This window comes from Enhydrobacter aerosaccus, assembly GCF_900167455.1.
GTDB classification, from domain to species: Bacteria; Pseudomonadota; Alphaproteobacteria; order Reyranellales; family Reyranellaceae; genus Reyranella; species Reyranella aerosaccus.
This window is the reverse complement of sequence record NZ_FUWJ01000021.1, coordinates 18137-34789: the sequence shown is the minus strand read 5'-3', so window position 1 is coordinate 34789 and position 16653 is coordinate 18137. Positions and strand designations below refer to the sequence as shown.

13 protein-coding genes are annotated in these 16653 nt (G+C 56.7%); 3 read left to right on the top strand and 10 right to left on the bottom strand.

The annotated features are described in order from the left end of the window. On the top strand, nucleotides 1–188 hold a 188-nt coding region (locus B5D62_RS32340; protein WP_139374215.1), incomplete at its 5' end, for an IS3 family transposase. A gap of 964 nt (nucleotides 189–1152) precedes the next feature. Here B5D62_RS32340 and B5D62_RS32335 read toward each other — a convergent pair. From B5D62_RS32335 to B5D62_RS32290, 10 genes are all read right to left on the bottom strand, one after another. Continuing rightward, nucleotides 1153–2007, bottom strand: a complete 855-nt coding sequence (locus B5D62_RS32335; protein ID WP_139374214.1) for a S1/P1 nuclease — start codon at nucleotides 2005–2007, stop codon at nucleotides 1153–1155. Further along, entirely contained in the window at nucleotides 1985–2962 is a 978-nt protein-coding gene (locus tag B5D62_RS33175; RefSeq protein ID WP_139374213.1) for a hypothetical protein, read from the bottom strand. Before B5D62_RS33175 ends, B5D62_RS32335 begins: the two co-directional genes overlap by 23 nt. A 15-nt stretch (nucleotides 2963–2977) precedes the next feature. Next, the gene (locus B5D62_RS32325) at nucleotides 2978–4174 is read right to left on the bottom strand and encodes a phage tail tape measure protein (protein ID WP_085938226.1); all 1197 of its coding nucleotides are present in this window, start codon (nucleotides 4172–4174) and stop codon (nucleotides 2978–2980) included. A gap of 9 nt (nucleotides 4175–4183) precedes the next feature. Further along, complete coding sequence (locus B5D62_RS32320) at nucleotides 4184–5101, bottom strand: hypothetical protein (protein ID WP_139374212.1); 918 nt, start codon at nucleotides 5099–5101, stop codon at nucleotides 4184–4186. Further along, nucleotides 5082–6581, bottom strand: a complete 1500-nt coding sequence (locus tag B5D62_RS32315) for a hypothetical protein (protein ID WP_085938224.1) — start codon at nucleotides 6579–6581, stop codon at nucleotides 5082–5084. Before B5D62_RS32315 ends, B5D62_RS32320 begins: the two co-directional genes overlap by 20 nt. Before the next feature lie 722 nt (nucleotides 6582–7303). Continuing rightward, on the bottom strand, nucleotides 7304–8191 hold the full coding sequence (locus tag B5D62_RS32310; RefSeq protein WP_085938223.1) for a plasmid partitioning protein RepB C-terminal domain-containing protein: 888 nt from the start codon (nucleotides 8189–8191) through the stop codon (nucleotides 7304–7306). Nucleotide 8192: 1 nt separating this feature from the next. Further along, nucleotides 8193–9071: a plasmid partitioning protein RepB C-terminal domain-containing protein gene (locus B5D62_RS32305; protein ID WP_085938222.1), complete on the bottom strand. Its 879-nt coding sequence runs from the start codon at nucleotides 9069–9071 to the stop codon at nucleotides 8193–8195. After that, the gene (locus tag B5D62_RS32300) at nucleotides 9068–10567 is read right to left on the bottom strand and encodes a recombinase family protein (RefSeq protein ID WP_269435144.1); all 1500 of its coding nucleotides are present in this window, start codon (nucleotides 10565–10567) and stop codon (nucleotides 9068–9070) included. The genes B5D62_RS32305 and B5D62_RS32300 overlap by 4 nt, the downstream gene beginning before the upstream one ends. A 238-nt stretch (nucleotides 10568–10805) precedes the next feature. Next, nucleotides 10806–11147 (bottom strand): hypothetical protein, encoded by a 342-nt coding sequence (locus B5D62_RS32295; protein ID WP_085938221.1) that lies wholly within the window; start codon nucleotides 11145–11147, stop codon nucleotides 10806–10808. 261 nt (nucleotides 11148–11408) lie between these two features. After that, a complete protein-coding gene (locus B5D62_RS32290; RefSeq protein ID WP_139374211.1) occupies nucleotides 11409–12056 on the bottom strand; it encodes a hypothetical protein in 648 nt (215 codons plus the stop codon). An 803-nt stretch (nucleotides 12057–12859) separates the two neighbouring features. Here B5D62_RS32290 and B5D62_RS33170 point away from each other — a divergent pair. Both B5D62_RS33170 and B5D62_RS32280 read left to right on the top strand, forming a co-directional pair. Beyond that, nucleotides 12860–16081 carry an NACHT domain-containing protein gene (locus B5D62_RS33170; RefSeq protein ID WP_139374210.1) on the top strand — a complete coding sequence of 1074 codons (3222 nt, stop codon included), beginning with the start codon at nucleotides 12860–12862 and terminating at the stop codon, nucleotides 16079–16081. A gap of 28 nt (nucleotides 16082–16109) precedes the next feature. Continuing rightward, nucleotides 16110–16619: a ComF family protein gene (locus tag B5D62_RS32280; protein WP_085938218.1), complete on the top strand. Its 510-nt coding sequence runs from the start codon at nucleotides 16110–16112 to the stop codon at nucleotides 16617–16619. Nucleotides 16620–16653: the final 34 nt, after the last annotated feature.

The window sequence follows — 16653 nt, the reverse complement described above, 5'->3', positions numbered from 1 at the left end:
CCGCCATGGAGAGCTTCTTCTCGTCACTGAAGACCGAACGCACAGCACGCAAAACCTATCGCACCAGGAATGAGGCCAGGGCAGATGTGTTCGACTATATCGAGCGCTTCTACAACGCCGCCAGACGTCACTCCACGATCGGGTATCTCAGCCCGCTTGAGTTCGAGCGGAAGGTGGGATTAGCTTAACAAGCCGTCCACCAAACCGGCAGCAGCTCAGGCCATGCGCGTCGTCGTCGATGGCAAGCCCATTTTCGAGCAAAAGAACCCATACATTAAGCCCAACGCGCTGGGGCCAATTCACCAATCGCTTACAAGAGGGTGGCTGCCACTTGAATGGATCCCCAAAGCGGTGAAATGGCAGGAGTGGCCTCGACGAGCTCTAGGAGGATTTTATTTGCCTCGGGCCGAACCTCGGCGGATCGGCCCTGATGATGATGGGGCTTTGCCTTGTATTCACCAGTCAGCTATCGATCGCAATTCGGAACTCGCCAGCTACGCGCCCGAGAGCTTTCCAACTAATTTCGTCCCTGAACCATACTAATCGGGAAATGCCCAACCTTGCCTACCGGTGGCAATCTTTCTGAATAGCAACAGAAACTGGTCGACGCATTGTTGGCCGCCGCTCGTTCGGTAGTGAATGAATCTCCGTACGTAGGAAGGCAGCGCGCGCACGAGCGAGCTCTCTCGGGTCGCCTTGGGATTTGCCTTTCGCGACACCTGTTCGTCCGCCGCCTAGAGCGACGAGGCATTCGAGTCGACATCGAATATGACCAGATGGCTGATGGCGCGGCGAAGGTCGTTGGCAATACGCGTCGAAGAATTGACCTTCTACTTCACAAACGCGGGCACGAGGGCCCCAATCTCCTGGCATGCGAAGTTAAATCTCGAATCACTCGCCCCAAATCAGTCAACGCCACTGATCTTGAGAAGCTTAAACATCTAACTAGGCAGAATGGTGTCTTTAAGTACGGCGTGGGTATTTGGCTATCTCTGCCGAGGCTACCAGGCGGGTCAGCTTACTACGCAATCGTCATCAACGGTGTACTTGAAGGGGAAGGCAGGGAGGACGAAATTCGCCTAGTCCCAGAGCCTTCTTGAGGGTGGAATTTCTCGTCGGGACGGCACTTCAGGCACGCCATGTCGCCAGATGCTATGGCGACAAAGCGCGATCGAGGAGCCGAGCGAGCCGGACCGCCGCTTTCAATAATTGCTCTCGCACAACTGACGAGTTCACCGCCACATAAGCCGAGTCAATCGTAACACTGGCTGCCCGCCGAACGCAGAACGAATCGCCTTGCTGTTCGCAGTACTGTGTTTCTTGACGTCTAGCTATAGCGAACGCTTCGTTGGCCCAATCCTTAGCTGTACCGCCAGCCCATTGGCGCCGCTGCTGAGGTGTAACTTCTGAAAGAAGCTTACTCGCCGCAGCGTCAACATCGGCGCCCACTGCCCGATCCACGAGGCAGGTGTCCCAAATCGCATGCAAATTTGGGCCGCACTCGCCCGTCGTCTTGATTTCGTTGCCGCCACGATCATCGGCAAATGAAACGTGCAGCGGCTGGTGAACGTCCCCTACCCAATGTCCAAGAAATTTGAGGGAAGTCACTCGACTTTGTGCATCTGTGGTCTTTGCCGCTAACGCCGCGAAATCTTTATCAATTGCGGTCACCACGCATTCACTCGCACCGTCACAATTCTCAGCGCTCAGCCCCATAGAATTGCGGGGCAGATTTAGGAAATGCTCTCCAGCCCGTTTGCGTGGTTGATCCGCCCATGTGCAGGCTTCTGAAAAGGAAGAGAACTCACCATCGGCGCGAATCATCTGCTCAATTTTAGTGTGCGTTTGCTGCGTCACCAGGCGCGACGCCAATTCGCAAATGATCTTGTGACCCATATCACCCCAGGCACAGGCTTCACCTGAAAGCAACAGGCCGCCTAGAAGAGCTATTGCGGCGACTTTTACTCGAAGGGCCATTGCCAGATTAACGGGGAGCAGCCGGGTCACTTTGCCTTAGTCGGATCTCGATACGCCGGCGCTGTTTAACGTCACCATTGCTCGTACCGTCGGCTAATTTTCCATTGATATCTACTACTTGTGCGGCTGATAGAGGCAGCACGGTCATCTTGGACAAGCGATTGTCCTGCCTTAGCACTTGGACGATTGCTGCGGCGCGCGCGAAGCCCAATCCAGCGTTGTCGGCGACGCCCATCTTCGCCGCAGACTCACCCCTTAGCAGCACATCAAACATTGTCGTGTCGATATTGGAGCTGAGCCCTTTAATTGGCTGCTCGTCTGTGTGGCCAACGACTTCAATAACGTCCGTCTGGAATTGCGCTGCGTATTTCATGATTTCCGGAATCACAGCACTTATGAGCTTGTCACGGAAATCAGAAGAGGGTTCAGCACTACCAACGACAAAGTAGTAGCCGTCCGCTTCTTTGAGCGGAATTATCGGCGGCCAGTTGTGCTTGCCAGCATTGTGGAGCAGCTCCTCAGCATTTGCGGCAGTGCACTTGGGTACGGGAATACCCAGCTTGCGACAGATCCCGTCTAATGTGAGCCCGGGCATCGGCTGGCCAGTCGGGGGCGCCATCTTGGTGTCACGAGGTCCATTTGGGCCCTCCTCGCGCCCCTGCCCCGCTCCTTCTGGCACCAGCACCTTCCAGTCTTCTGGCAGGCGTGGCTTGGGTTCGCGACTGGCTTGACGTTGTGAATCGCTTGGACTGCCGACCTTTGACGGGGCGCTGTTATCGTCAATAGATTTCGCTGCGGATTTGGTGGCGTCTGCGGTTGAGTTCCAGGCGGCCGACGCCGTCGAGGTTCGCCTCGAGGTCTCAGACAAGAGTACTGGCATAAAAAGTAGGAGCAGGCAGAAGACCAAGAGCAGAACCACCTCAGCAACAGTAAAGCCGAAGACAACTCCGCGCCTATAGGCCTGACCATCGAGCCGAATGGACATATGACCCCTCTACAACTATTGCGCCGCGACGGCCGCCGGCTGCGTGTCGGCTTGCTGAAGACGGGCGTGACTTACAGCCAACGCTTGGGCCTGCTCACCGAGGCTACGGGCAAGACGCTCTACGGTCTCAAACTGTGTGGCGAGGCTCGCCCCGGCCGCACTAAGGCTCGAATTAGAACTAGCGACACTTCTCGCGGCCGACTTCAGTGCCTCCGTAACATTGCGGACTTCGTCGGCCATCGCTTTGTAGGCCTGCGCGCCAGACGACGCGAGGTGAAGCGATTCATTCAGCTTTACCGTGGCCTCTGACAATTGGCGCACTGCAATCGCACCTGCCGCCATGCTTTCGGCAACCTTGGTCTCGTGGGCGGCCACATTGAGGCCCGCCGTCGAGGTCTTGTCGTAGCTGTCAGTTACGCGGCCAGTGGCGACTTCTATTTGGCTAAGAGCCGTATTGGCGCGTTGCAGCGTCTCGGTCAGGAGTGAGATCGCATTCAATGTCTGCGCTGTCTCTTCACGCAGTTTTCCAGTGGGAATTGCCGACGAAGCAAGATCTGCTGCCAGCTCTTTTACGCTTTCGACCAATTTACTCGTCGAGTTCTTTAGATCGACCGCTCGAGCCTCATGCTCTTTGACGACTTGAGCCATCTCAAACACGTAATTCTTAAGGCGCTCCTCGGTCTGTTGTCGTAACTCGGCGATCATACTGACCGAGGCCCGGAGCTGCCCGCTGAGGGCGCGCGAATGCTCGATCAGTTCACGGCGGGAAGCCTCCTCGATATCGTGTGCATCTTCACGAAGTTGGCTGAGTGAAACGCGACAAATGATGCCCGTGATTGTTGTGCTGAGCGCCAAGCCAAAGTCTTTGACGATCGATATGCCGTACTCTTGCATGCCGAGATCGGTCTGGATTTGGTAGAGCGCGACTCCCAGCGACACGAGCGTAAAAATGAAACCCATATAGTAGCAGTTGTCGCCAGCTTGGTCGTAGCGCAGGCGAAACCGCGTTCGGGACAAAGTCAAAGCCGCATAGAGAAGTATGAGCGCGATCGGCACGCCGATACGTATCGGCAGAGGCAACGCCGCCTGCTTGAGGCCAATGACAAGTAAGCTTCCCGCAACGAGAAAGAGCGCAAGTACCCCTCGATCCAGAAAGAGGCGCCACCGCTCACGAATGGCAAGCTTCCGGTCTAAGGTTTTGGTTTCAGTCATGGTCGCGCTCTAGGGCTTCTTTATGAACTTCGGAGTAGCGCCGGCTGCATCGAATAGCTTCGTCCAAAACCCGATCAGACCTTCGGTTTGCAAATCCGGCCGAGAACCCGGGATCATGATCGCGGTCACATCTACCTTCGCCAATTCAGGCAGGGTCTGGCGACCAGCAGTGGTCCTCCGCCAGGCTGGGTAGTCGGGTTTGTAACCAGACTGAAAGAAGTCCACCGTTTGAGTGCCCTGAACGAGATCTGAGACCAGAATCAGATGCTTTCCCGCGGCGGCAAGCTCTGGGGTAGTAAAGACCTTGGCGCCTATGCCGAATAGCGCCTCAATGATCGGTGATCGCGGCGCTTCCTTAAAAGCGAGGCTTTGCTCAACGATATCCTTCAACGATGCATAGAAGCGTGCATGTTGCCGGCGAACCACGTCCACATTCCGATAGAGGTGATCCCATTTAGCGGGCGCGCCGGGATTGCAAATGCTCAGGGACTTGGCGAGTACCAGCTGAACATTGCCCACGCGATACATATTGGCGGCGTTCGGGGCGCCGGCCGTAAAGGTCCAGACCTCTACTCTCGCATTCCGCTTGGCAGCGACGTCGCTTTCCCCCTCAAGCTCCGACTTCAGCAACTGCAATACTTCATTTGCTACCGAAACACGGGCCAGTTCCTCCAGAGGGTCTGTCTGATCAACGAGGACCACGTAAACGGAGGGCGGATTTCGCGCGGTGTCCTTAGGGCAAAGGTCCGCCGCATTAAGCTCAATCCGCTCGGCCTTCTCGGTCTGGGAAAACCAGAACGCCGCGCCCACTAGGCCAATGAGCATCACAATGACGGCAACGCTAACGGGCGTAATCCAGCCGCCGCGCGGACCGAGCGACGCCGCTTCCCGGCGTGCTGAATTGCGATTAGGCCCGCGCAGCGACATTTCCCACTACGGGACCACCGAAGTCGCGTAGCCTTTCGTATTCTTTCAATGCAGCGTTGAAAGCCTCAAGGAGCTCCGTCTGCGACGATGCGATCGCCGTGAGCAGCTCCTCAATCGCGGCCTTGCGCTCTTCTTTGCTAGTGTCGCCCAGGACTGTTTCCTTGGACCAGCCGGGTCGCCATGGCTGCTCAAAGGTCTTAGGGGGCGGCTCAGAACGAGCCTTACGATTGGCTTCGCGGTATCCAGCCACCAGAGCCTCCGATGCCCGCTCTAAGCTATCGAGATAGGCATTGTAGCGATGGGTCAGCCGGCTACGCTCTGAAATGACAACGCCATATTCCTCATCACGGCGTCGAATATCAGTGATCGACTCGCGCAATTCGGCAACGGCCTGATCCTTGCGATTCTGCAAATTCCGAACGAGCTCATCTACCAGTCGGAGATATTCGTGCCGCCGCAAGAGATATCGACGGTAAACAACGCCATATCCAGGATAAGGATCGACCCAGGTCATCCCCTTGTAGGTCGCGTAGGTCACGACCAGTAAGCCGACCAACACCATGAGATAGGACTGAAAACCGACCAGCTCGTATTTCTTGGACACGAGGTTGGCTAGCGCCATACGCGACGCTCTCAGCATGAAATCGTCTGCTTCAGGTGACACCAGCGCAAACGCGTCACGATAGTGGGCCGCGAAGAAGTTGAATACGACTGCCAATGAAATAAGGGTGATCGCCAGCAGTGTCATCGATAGGCGCCATACTGCGGACGGCAATCGAATGTATCGCAATGCAACGATACCCAAAAGAAAACCTACCGCGAGATTTATCACCGAAATGGCAGCGGCCTCGAAGATGGCGCCGAGCAGACCGCCAGGATGAGTGGCACTGAAAAAGCCTGAATTGGCGATAGTCTCTACGACGAAGATCGACAGAAGAATCGCAAATGCGAGCGCTGGGTTCTTCTCGAGCTCAGGAAGCTTCTCAAGCTTGTTTCTAGATCGAAATAATTTGTAGGCCTCTTCGGCTTCTGTCACTTCCTGCTTTTTTGCGAAGACGTAGTTTGTGTCCTTCGTGACTTCAGCTCCGAAGTCCGCCTCTGCGTCATGGAGCATCGTCTTGATTTCAGGAACGATCGTCCGCAAGTCGAGTCTGGCAAGGCGGCCGTCATAGGCCGACGTCTGCTTATGGTAATTCTCGAATGCTTCATTCCGAAGAGACGAGATGGAATCGACAATATCAAGCTCGACCTCGTCCAGACTGCTGGCACTCGAAGGTGGCTCGTTTTGGCTCCCGCGCTCTGAACCGCGCTTAGCAATAGCGAGATCTGTCCGGATCTTCTCCAAGTCCAGAGTTGAGAAATCCATTAAGGGTTTGATGTCGGCCGTATAGGTACGATCCACCTCAGGGCGGACCAACGCGCGGACGCGATCAAACACGCTCATTGCGCCTGACCACTCAACTTCAAGAACTGCCCCCATTTGCGCGGCCTCGTCGTGCCGCACTCCATTAGCTTAACTTCGCGTAGGATAGTGTGAAAGGCAACGCTCTAGTCGCACGCGACAGTTGTATTCGAGCGGCTGACGCCAGAAATCTGGGCAAAATGGGAAGATTCGGAGATCACAACATGCCATGCTTCTTTTTGTAGGCTTGGAGCATCTCAGGCGAGATGTCCGTTGGATAGCATAGCAACCCGCCGCCGACTCTCTTTGAATAGGCACTTCGGGCACCGCAACGGCTTCCATTCGCTGCCCTGAATTCGGGACACGGGCAGCTTCCTCGGTACCCGGCGAGACTCTCTTCGATCATCAGTTTTCGAATGGCATCGTCTGAAAGCCGCTGCGCAAGTACCGGCGCGCAATGAAGCGCAAGCGACAACGCGATGCTAGCAAATACGGCTCTAAGCATCATCTAGGTAGTGTCTCGGATCAACACTCATAGGTTTTATGGCCCGTGGCAACTCCTAATGATCACAGGGGCCGGCGGGCGTGCCAGATCATATAGACGGCCCAAGCGATCCAGCACGCCCCGACATCGTGCGCCGAAGCACACGCGGCTGGCCTATGATTTCCAGCCTGGCGGGCTCAGGACGGGTTCGCCGCCTTTCCCGCCACCACGCTTGATCTGCCTCACAGTGCAGCGTCTCCCGTGGTCCCCGCGCTTGATGGGTCCGGGTCCCCGCGGACAGCAGGTCTGTCCGAATTCAGGCGGCCGTCGCCTGTCGTCCCGCGATATCTACGAATTCCATCAGAATTTCCTTGTGACGGCGGTCTAGGTAGCGCGCGACCCGCTCGTTTCCGATCAGTCGCGCCAAATAGCCCCGCGCCAGCACCAGATCGAGATGATCGGCGCCATAGTTCTCCTCGATTAGTTTGAATTCCCGATCAAGATTCGCCGACTCGCGCTGCATTAGCGCAAGCTGTTCCTCGGTCACGCCGCGTGGCTTTGGCCGCCGCTTGCCCGGGGCGAGCTGAGCCTCGGGCGTCGCCGCAAGCAGTGTCCTGGCATACGAAATTGTAAACTTGTTCATCGCGACCATGAGCTCGGCCGCCTCGACCTGCCGCTCGGGGCGCATTTTTCTCAGAGCATCGAAGCTATTGATCGAGATGTGCTTGTCTTCAAGGAGGGCTGCGGCCTCGTCACAGATCCCGTCGAGGAGGCGGCGCTTGCGCCGGATATGGTCGGGATTGACGTCGAGGACAGCAGCCAGCCGCTCCTCGGATACGCCCCGTTCAATCGCCTTCAGGATCATCTTGTGTTCCTGAATGATCGCGAGACGATTGATGCGATTGTTATACGTATAGCCCTCATCCTCCGTCGCAAGCAGACAGAGTGCTTCGGCCTCCCCAAGCTCACGCAACACCTCCAGGCGCATGTGCCCGTCTAGAACCACGAAGCGGCCTGGCGACTGGCGATCTGGCGCAACAACAAGCGGCTCGACCATGCCAATCTCACGTACAGACGCCACGATCTGCGAGAATTTGCGCGTCCGGCGCATCGCATCGGTCACCGGACGCAGCGGCACAAGCTCCGCCAGTGCAATGCGCCGGGTCGCCTCTGCGAACGCCTGCTTTACACTGCCATCGGGCATGTCACGCGCCTTGGATACGGGTGGCCAGGTTCCGGGGCAGCGTATCGAGGCCTTCTGCCTGGAGAAGGGCTTTCAGTTCATCATCCGCAAGCAGCGTCTTGAGCGCATGAACAACGAACATCAGGCGCTCGCGGGTGGCCTCAGCCTTGCGCACGAGCAGTCTCTTTCGGTCGACATCTTGCTTGTAGGTACGGATGAGGGCGCTGGGTGATAGTTTGGAGTTACCCTTGCGCACCCCCGACCCCAGCGCCTTTCCGCGGCGCCGACGCTGCTCCACGAGATGCTGAGCCGCGGCCAGCCGCTTGCCCTTGAGCTCGCCGTTTTCATAGGCCTTGTGCAGGGCCTCCTGGACGTCGCTATCTTCCGAGGTAGCGATCTGGATGGCCACGCTCAGGGGAATGGCTTCCGACTCCACAGCGCGCAACAGGCGGTGCTCACCGTTCTCCAACAGATGGATAACGCCTCTTACGTATTCAGGCGTCAGGTCCGTCCGCCGGGCAATCTCGTCTTCGGCATACCCTCGACGTTTCATTCCCTCAATGTCTTGGAGTAGGTCGATAGCCCTGTGCTGTCGTCGGGCGATATTTTCAACCAGGCTCATGACGAGCCCTTCCTCTTCAGTCGCCTCGACCACGATTGCGGGAATGCGGGCCTGCCCCAGGGCCTTGAAGGCCTCGAGGCGACCTTGCCCGCAGACCAGCTCGAATCCATCACCCCCATCAGGGTTGCGGATAACGGTGATTGGCCGCTTTAGGCCCAGTTTGTCGATATTCCGGACGATCCCCTCGAATACCTTGCGATTACGCGACCGGGGATTGATCACCGAGATCTTCTCGAGGGGCACTTGCTCGATTCGGCCGGCAGATTGGGCATTCTTCATTGGACGTCCTTTACGAAGGTACGGGCCGCCATTTCATAGAGCTGTTCGAGTGTGTCGAACCTGTAGGAATCCAGAGCGAGGCCATTGTGCTCGCCAAGTCGCACTTGCGGTCCTGGCAGGTCGATGCTCGGCAGGATGTAGTAGTCCTGAATGCCGAGATTCTCTCGATCCATCCTGATCGCGACGATGACGTCGGGAGAAAGCCCCGTATCGAAGCGGATTTGCCATCTAAAGGTCCCTGCCGCGGTCTGCAGACAGCGCGCGATACTTAGAGCGACCGTGAATTCGTCGTTCACCTTCAGAATTTGAGTCTTCTCGTCCCGACTAACTCGGCCTCCAATTCTCCCAATCTGCTCAATAGTCTCACCGACGACCTGCGGGTGGAGCTCCCGTAGTGCGCGGTTGATTTCGACGTATCGAAAGTCTCGCTCTGGCGTATATCCGACCAGCTGATAGGCACGGCCAAGGCTTCCGAAGCGGTTGCTATAGGTCGAGCTCGATGGCAGGCCCTCCGCTTCATCGATGATCAGGCCCGACAGCTGTCCGCGGGCCTGGTAGAGCGTCTTCAGCCGCCCTAGCATCTCCTCATCAGAGAGGCGGCGCGACCGGCTTTGAATGATGGCATATGCGGCATCAAAGAGGTGCCGCTCGACAATCGGCTCAAAGGCGCCATTGGACCTGATCCACATGTCGGGCGCATTCCTCACCCGGGTCTTCTTCAGCTTGTAGGAGATCCGATTCCAGACGTTATCGCCCACGTACTTCGGATTGGTGAGAATCTGGTGGACTCGGCCGCGCGTCCAGCGTCGCCCATCTTCCGATTCGACGTGCCGGCTATTGAGGAGATCAGCGATCTCCTGTTCGGGCTTCCCTTCCTCGACAAAGGCCCGGTACATCCAACGGACAGTCTCAATCTCCAGCGGGGCGCCGGGGACCAGAATGACCCTGTCCGTTTGGATGCTCTTGTGCTCTCCCCGTGAAAGCTCGCCTTTTTGTGCGCCCGTCTGGTCGATGAGCATACGCCGCAGGCCGTAGCCCGCCGGGCCACCTTGCCTGTAGCCGATTTCGATCAACCGGCATTGTCCCGCGAACACTTTCGCGGACAATTCCCGACTGTACTCGCCAGCCATCGCCCGTTTGACGCCCTTGACGATGGTCGAAACCGGGCTGCCGTCGTTCTCGAATTGCTCCGCACAGTACTGGACCGAAATGCCGGCACGCTTGCAGATGTATTCGTAGTAGGCGCTCTCATCGGCGTCCTGGAAACGCCCCCAGCGGCTGACGTCGTAGACAAGGATGGTCGAAAAATCGGCCACGCCGTTCTGCACATCATCAATCAGTTGCTTTAACCCGTCACGTCCGTCCAAACGCAAGCCACTCCGACCCTCATCGGCATAGGTCTTGACGACTTCAAGGCCGCGCCTCTCTGCATACTGGCGGATCGCGTCGCTTTGGTTCTCAGTCGAATAGCGCTGATGCTCCGTCGACATGCGCACGTATTGCGCCGCCCGGGCCAGCCGAACTCCCGAAGAGGCCACTTCTGTCTGCCGTACTCTCCTTGAGGTCCCGGTCAAGGCAGCGGGTGGAGGAACCCCGGTCTCAGAGAGTCCAACCTGTGGTCGACTATCTGTACTCATGCTTCACGCCTCTGAACGGCGTGACGCTAAACGGCTGAGCTTCCGGAGTCTTTCACGCTCAAGGGCAATAAGTTGCCTACGAAGGGCAAGAAGTTGCCTATTGCTTCGTGGCGCCAAGAGCTCTGAGTTGATCGGATAGATCGAGCATTTGGCGCCGCAATAACGCGACATCCGGGCTCGACGCGGATAAGTCACGACCAACGGCCAACAGGACGTGCTCAAACACAACATCGGACGATTGGAGCAGACCTAGCAAATGCTCTCCCCGCGGACCCATATCACCCGCAAGCCATCCTTTGACGGTGCGTTCGCTGGCGCCGGTCCATTTCATGATTCTCTTTACTGCCCCTCGAGAGCCTTTCGCCTCCAGCCTCAACGCGTCCGCGATCAACCGCGCATACTGATCTGCTGCCGCACCTCGCTTCTTGCCGATGGCCATCGACTTGGTCACTAACCAGCCATAACAGTGTGCTGCCTATTACAACGAGGAGCTGGGGCTCATTCTCCCAAAAGACCGCCGACAAAAGGTCGGCGGCGAGTTGATGAGTGTCGATCGACACTCCGGGCCGGTAGCGGCCGATCAGGCTGCGTCACTGCCCGCTCTCCTCGTGGAAGCAAAGGCGCATGAGGACGATTTGACTACTTGCGCGCTATGGCATCAGTCATCCTGGCTGCAACTCCGAACAAGATTCACCTTACCTCACTGAATAACTTCAATCTCTTGGATTGTTGCTTTTTGCTTGAGCAGATCCTCAATGAGCGTCGCAATCGCCTGCACATGCATCACTTCGTACTGGGCATTTTTCTGCTTCCAGTGCTGTAGCTGGAGCGGCGACATTTCTGCTGGCCATTTTTGCGCCGGGGAGATTTCCCGAGATTGCGCCGGCCCTTGTATTTGTTGCTGTTGCTGTATTTGGATATTGCCATCAATAATGAACGGACGCTCTCTCGATGCCAGTTTGCCGTCGAACGTCTGACCGGAGATTAATTGACGATTGCGGCTCACCAATCCCCACACCTCGCTCTTCGTTCCCGTGTCGGGGTCGTTTAGCGTTAGAGGAATTGCACCTGCGCGGAGCAGCGTGTTTCGAACATCCTCATCGCTCAAGCCATGAAGCGCCGCCTTGACGACTTCAATGCTTCGAACTGTCCATTCGTCGTCGGACAGCAATTGCCGCGCAATTTCTTCCATTCGCATCTCAAGGCGCGACGTCTTGTTTTGGTGGGCGACGAAGAGCGTGACCGCGATACCCGCAGCGTTGGTGAGCACAGACACAACGGCAGCTATTAGAGCGGGATGTAAGTCGGGCACAATTTCCTCGTGTGGCTCGGAGCAGAACTCTTTCATCGCGACGATCCGCATCCTAAGAAGGATGCACCGCCAATCGAGCACGGCGTGATTGTAAAGACAATGCGCATTGCTTCATAATACAGGTCGCCCCAGGCTTTGATTGCTTTTAAAGAGAAGGCAATGGATGGAGCATTTATGGAATCGAGTGAGTCCTGGCTCGCGGTTCTTCATCACGTCGATGCGGCCAGTCATGCGGCCTCCATTTCACTGGGCCGCGGCGCTGAACACGCTGCATCTAGGCGGCTCATCACCCTGAAAAGGAAGGCGCCGCTCCAGCAGGAAGTGACTTCTTGCGTCGATCCTCTAGCAAACTGCTACATCTACTCCCTATAGCTTCCGCTATCGCGTCAAAGGCTTCGTCGAGGCCAACTTGCGCTTGGAGGCTTTTGGACAAGCTGGAGAGCAAAGGTCCGTCTACCACCAGCTACTTCCTAGCCAACGCGTAGCCTCGTGGCCGTCGACGTGTCTGTAACTAGTAGAACTCCCGAAGGAGCAATTTCTTTCAGGCGCGCGCTCTGGACGCCCCACACCGGTGGCCTAGAGCCGCCCCAATCTCAGAGTCTATAGCCTTACCAACGACTCGCTTAGCAATGACGGGCAGTTGGGTGCCCGAGCATACATCTCGTGGACGATGCATTTGTACGTGCTCGAGATTTCGCGAAGGCAGTCGCCTCGACCTCGACGCCATCACCCCCGCGGCCTGTTGAGAAGGACTTTACATGCCCGTAGTGGTTGTCGAACAATATTATCGTTTCCAAGCTCTAAGCTCCGGGGGGGGGCTAAAGCGGTAGGATGCCTCAATGCCCAATCAATTGGACCTCATAGATGCCCGTGGGGAGCTGGACGGCGTACTCCCAAGGGCATTTGCGGATGTCCGCTCTCAACAGCTGCCTCTGCCCTGGCTCACTGACCGAGAATTTGAACTTCTCGCTTTGGCCGTTGCCGAATCATCAGTCGGCGAACACTTTGATACGGCTCGCGTTCTCCCGATGGGTGCCGACCAGGGCCGCGACGTTATTTTGCTCCGGAAGGAGCAGGTTGTTGGCGCTCTTCAATGCAAACACCGCATTAGCCAGCGCCTCAGCCTGCCGGAAATCCTCGTTGAGCTATTCCGATTTGCACTCCGCGCAGTTCGAGATCGCGCCCTTGCCCCTGATCCTGCAGATTTTCGCTATGAACTGTGGACAAGCGAAGAGATAACAGAACAGGCTCAGCGCTTTTTCGACGCTCCTCGGCAATACTTGTCGAACCATCGAGGCGACGTCCTAGAAATCGCCTCCAAAGCGCGTAGAGGCATAGCAGCTCTCGCCAGTGGAAACCCCGGCGCAACGGCCGGCGAGAATGATGCCGCATTAGATGTTTTATCCGCTTTTTCGATGGGCTGGGTAGGGCCCACGAAAATACGACAGTACCTTGCCGACGATGATCGATTGAGGCGGCGCTTTTTTCGGAGCCCAGCGGACGCTTACGCTCGGCCTGCATCGGCCGAAATTGAGCGGGAAATGGTCAAGCTCAGGGCGGAACGCGCGCAACGCACCCTTCGCAATGCACGCTATGTGCCGCGAAGAGCTCTCCAACAAGGCTTAGGAGCGTTCTTGGCTGGAACAAGCCGGAATATGAGCGTGATAGCTGGCAGTGGTGAAGGCAAAAGCACCTGGGTCGGGTCTCTCACCGATACACCTCCGCCCACCTATTCCGTCGACGTCATCTACGGAGAAGAAATTCGCGACGACGACCCCAATGCGGCATCTACTTTGGCGCGCGTCCTACGATCGCGCCCGCTTGGCACACTAAGTACAGTCGATATGGAGCAGGCAATTTGGGAATGGTGGAATTCCGCAAATCGCCTAGTGGTGATCGATGGACTCGACCGTGTCTCAGCAGCGGTCCGGCCCCGATTGCGAGACTGGCTCGAGACGACCCAGTACCTGACCAAAGAAATGCCGACTCGCTTCATTTGCACTTCCCGGCCTGGCGCGTGGCGAGCTCTCGACCTGAGATTTGAAACGAACATCACGCTTCCGCCTCTGACGAAAGCCGAGTCACAAGAGCTATGCATCGCGTATGGCCTGGATCACCTGGCAAGAAGTGCACGCACTCCGCGCGAAGTCGGAACCATTGCTCGCTTTGCCAAGCTTCAGCACCAATTTGCGGATCAATTAATTACTCGCCTCACGGTCTGGCGGGCCACCTGGGCGGACATTGCGAATGAACTCGAACGAAGAGGCATGGGCAACCAGCAGGTTTTGCATCTAATCGACGAGCTCGGCATGCGCCTTGTTCGTAGTGTTGATGGACGGATCGATGCAAGGAAGCTGCGACAGACGGGCTCGAACTTACTCAATGCTATCGACCGCTTACTTGAACTCGACGCTGCTCAAGTCATTTCAGATGAGCTACGTCTTCAGCCCGATGGTTTAGCGGCCTATGTTATGGCTCGCCAACTTGACGCGAATAGCATCTTAGCTCTTCTCTCTGAACGCGCAGACGAAGATTTGTTCAATTCCGCGGCAGCCATGACAGTCGCCATGCTTCACGGGGAAAACCCTGCCGCTTTCCGCGCTGCCATGGACGCCCTTGCTACCGACGTATCACCTTTCTCATCTGCATCGGAGACCGCCGCGCGAGCTGTTCTCGAGTTGGAAGATCGTGAGGCGGTGCTATCGGAAGCCAAAAAGCTCCTAGGCGCCTGGCAAGATCAGAATTACCTACTGGCTACGTCCGCTCTAGGCGAAATGATTGATGCGGTACCGCTTCCTGCGGCAGACCGCCTCCAACTCATGCTAGCAATTATCGGAAATGAGGACGCCCATGATTGGCGCTCAAAGTATTGGCTCGACCCAGAGCTCGTTTCCCATCGGGCTATTTCACCGTTTGGCCGTGCCGCCGCCCGGGCGGTCCGCGAAGACACTGTGGGCTGCATTGCAATTCTTGCCCAACTATCAGGCGAAAGGGCCGAACCTCATCAGAGTGTCGCATTGGGTCTCTTTTTCGAAGCCGTGACGGCGGATCCACACGCAACCCTCGGCTTCGCGCTCGAGGAGTTGTTTAGCAGAGACGCCCCTTTGTTTGGGCATTTGTCCCGACTTCGCCCAGTCGAGGCAGCTAAACTTCTCGGCGATTGGCAATCAGATGCTGCGCATGCATTCGAAAAGGCCGTCGAACAGCTCTGGCACCTGACATCTAGCCCACCAGAGAACGCAGCTCCGCTTTCTTTGCTGCGTCCGGCTCTCGCAGCAGCCGCTGCCAAACTCTTGCCTGTAGCTCCAAGTCACGAATCGAAATCGCAGTTAACGATCATTGCGGCCTTGGGCAATCCCGATCCGGCAACAAAGGAATCGCTTGAGAAGTGTTGGTCAATGGTTCCCGATCATGCGTTTTGGCTGGGCGTTGAAGCATTACCAGACAGACGATTGCCTCTTATAAGAGACATGCTCCAAGGCGCGGGAATAAAAAGGGACAGAGCACAAATCCTCAGAAACCTTCCTCCGTCAATCGTGCCGCGGCAGGAATGGGGAGAGCTCCAAGAGATATTGTTGGCGGCGACACATAATGCCGAACTTGAAGCGGCGTGCGCTCTGGCTGTGGAAATGCTTCTTTACCGAGCAGAGGGCTCTGGGGGGATTGAACCCTTCGAGAAGATTGCGTTCCAACTCGCTCGAAGCCCGAATGCCAGTGCACGCCAGCCCTTAATTTACTTTGCCGGAAGCCCCGTCCGGACCGGCGGCGGGGCAAGCCACCATCGCGATCTGCTTTTTGATGCGCTTATCAAAGCTGAGACGGGCATAAACCTGCGGTCGATGGTGTGGAAGCTGCTCCAGTCGGCCCCAGAGCGGCCGCACGTCTTCAAGCGCTTGTGCTTTCTCGTTGACCGCTTTGGCGTAGAGACAATTGATCGCGAATTAGCCCGCTACTGGCTCATCGAAACAGCTGGAGCGGCAAAGATCCTGCAAAAATGGCAAAATGCGCCTGGGTCCACACGGCCTGCTTTGCCGACAATTATTGGGGCAATTGCCGACTAGGCCTTGCGATCGGCAGAGCTATTCTCATATGGGACGCGCCATAGGCAGTCTCGATTGGACGCCAGAGTACATTGTCCCGGTGCCAATGAAGCCATCGCAGGCTCGTAATCGCTTTGAACAGCTGCTGCAATTTGGGGCCAACCACTTTGATGAAGATATCGAGGTGGCGCTCGATGGCTTGGGATGCATCAAGGAGATTGAAAACTACAAACAGAAGAATCCACTTGAGCGCGCCGAGGCGATCAAAGGAGCCTTTACATCAGACTTCACTTGGAATGGCGCCAAGATTTTGCTGATCGATGATGTCCACACAACGGGTGGCACCACAAACGAATGCGTTCGCGTTCTCACTGCGAATGGCGCCGGCGAGGTTCGCGTTATGACGCTTGCCAAGGATCAACGAGTCTTCGCGAGAAAGACGTGCCCTGCGTGCAGCCGCTCGATGAAGATTCGGGTAAATCATACAACGAATGTTAAGTTTTGGGGTTGCTCGGGATATCCAACCTACTGCCAGAATACAGAAGATTCTGGGACCTGAATTCGCTTTCCGGGACAGCTCTGCGTCGCTCAGG

Coding starts and splice junctions, on each gene's coding strand:
- B5D62_RS33175 (WP_139374213.1), bottom strand. CDS start 2,962: ATGTCCATTCGGCTCGATGGTCAGGCCTATAGGCGCGGAGTTGTCTTC.
- B5D62_RS32325 (WP_085938226.1), bottom strand. CDS start 4,174: ATGACTGAAACCAAAACCTTAGACCGGAAGCTTGCCATTCGTGAGCGG.
- B5D62_RS32320 (WP_139374212.1), bottom strand. CDS start 5,101: ATGTCGCTGCGCGGGCCTAATCGCAATTCAGCACGCCGGGAAGCGGCG.
- B5D62_RS32315 (WP_085938224.1), bottom strand. CDS start 6,581: ATGGGGGCAGTTCTTGAAGTTGAGTGGTCAGGCGCAATGAGCGTGTTT.
- B5D62_RS32310 (WP_085938223.1), bottom strand. CDS start 8,191: ATGCCCGATGGCAGTGTAAAGCAGGCGTTCGCAGAGGCGACCCGGCGC.
- B5D62_RS32305 (WP_085938222.1), bottom strand. CDS start 9,071: ATGAAGAATGCCCAATCTGCCGGCCGAATCGAGCAAGTGCCCCTCGAG.
- B5D62_RS32295 (WP_085938221.1), bottom strand. CDS start 11,147: ATGGCCATCGGCAAGAAGCGAGGTGCGGCAGCAGATCAGTATGCGCGG.
- B5D62_RS32290 (WP_139374211.1), bottom strand. CDS start 12,056: ATGAAAGAGTTCTGCTCCGAGCCACACGAGGAAATTGTGCCCGACTTA.
- B5D62_RS33170 (WP_139374210.1), top strand. CDS start 12,860: ATGCCCAATCAATTGGACCTCATAGATGCCCGTGGGGAGCTGGACGGC.
- B5D62_RS32280 (WP_085938218.1), top strand. CDS start 16,110: ATGGGACGCGCCATAGGCAGTCTCGATTGGACGCCAGAGTACATTGTC.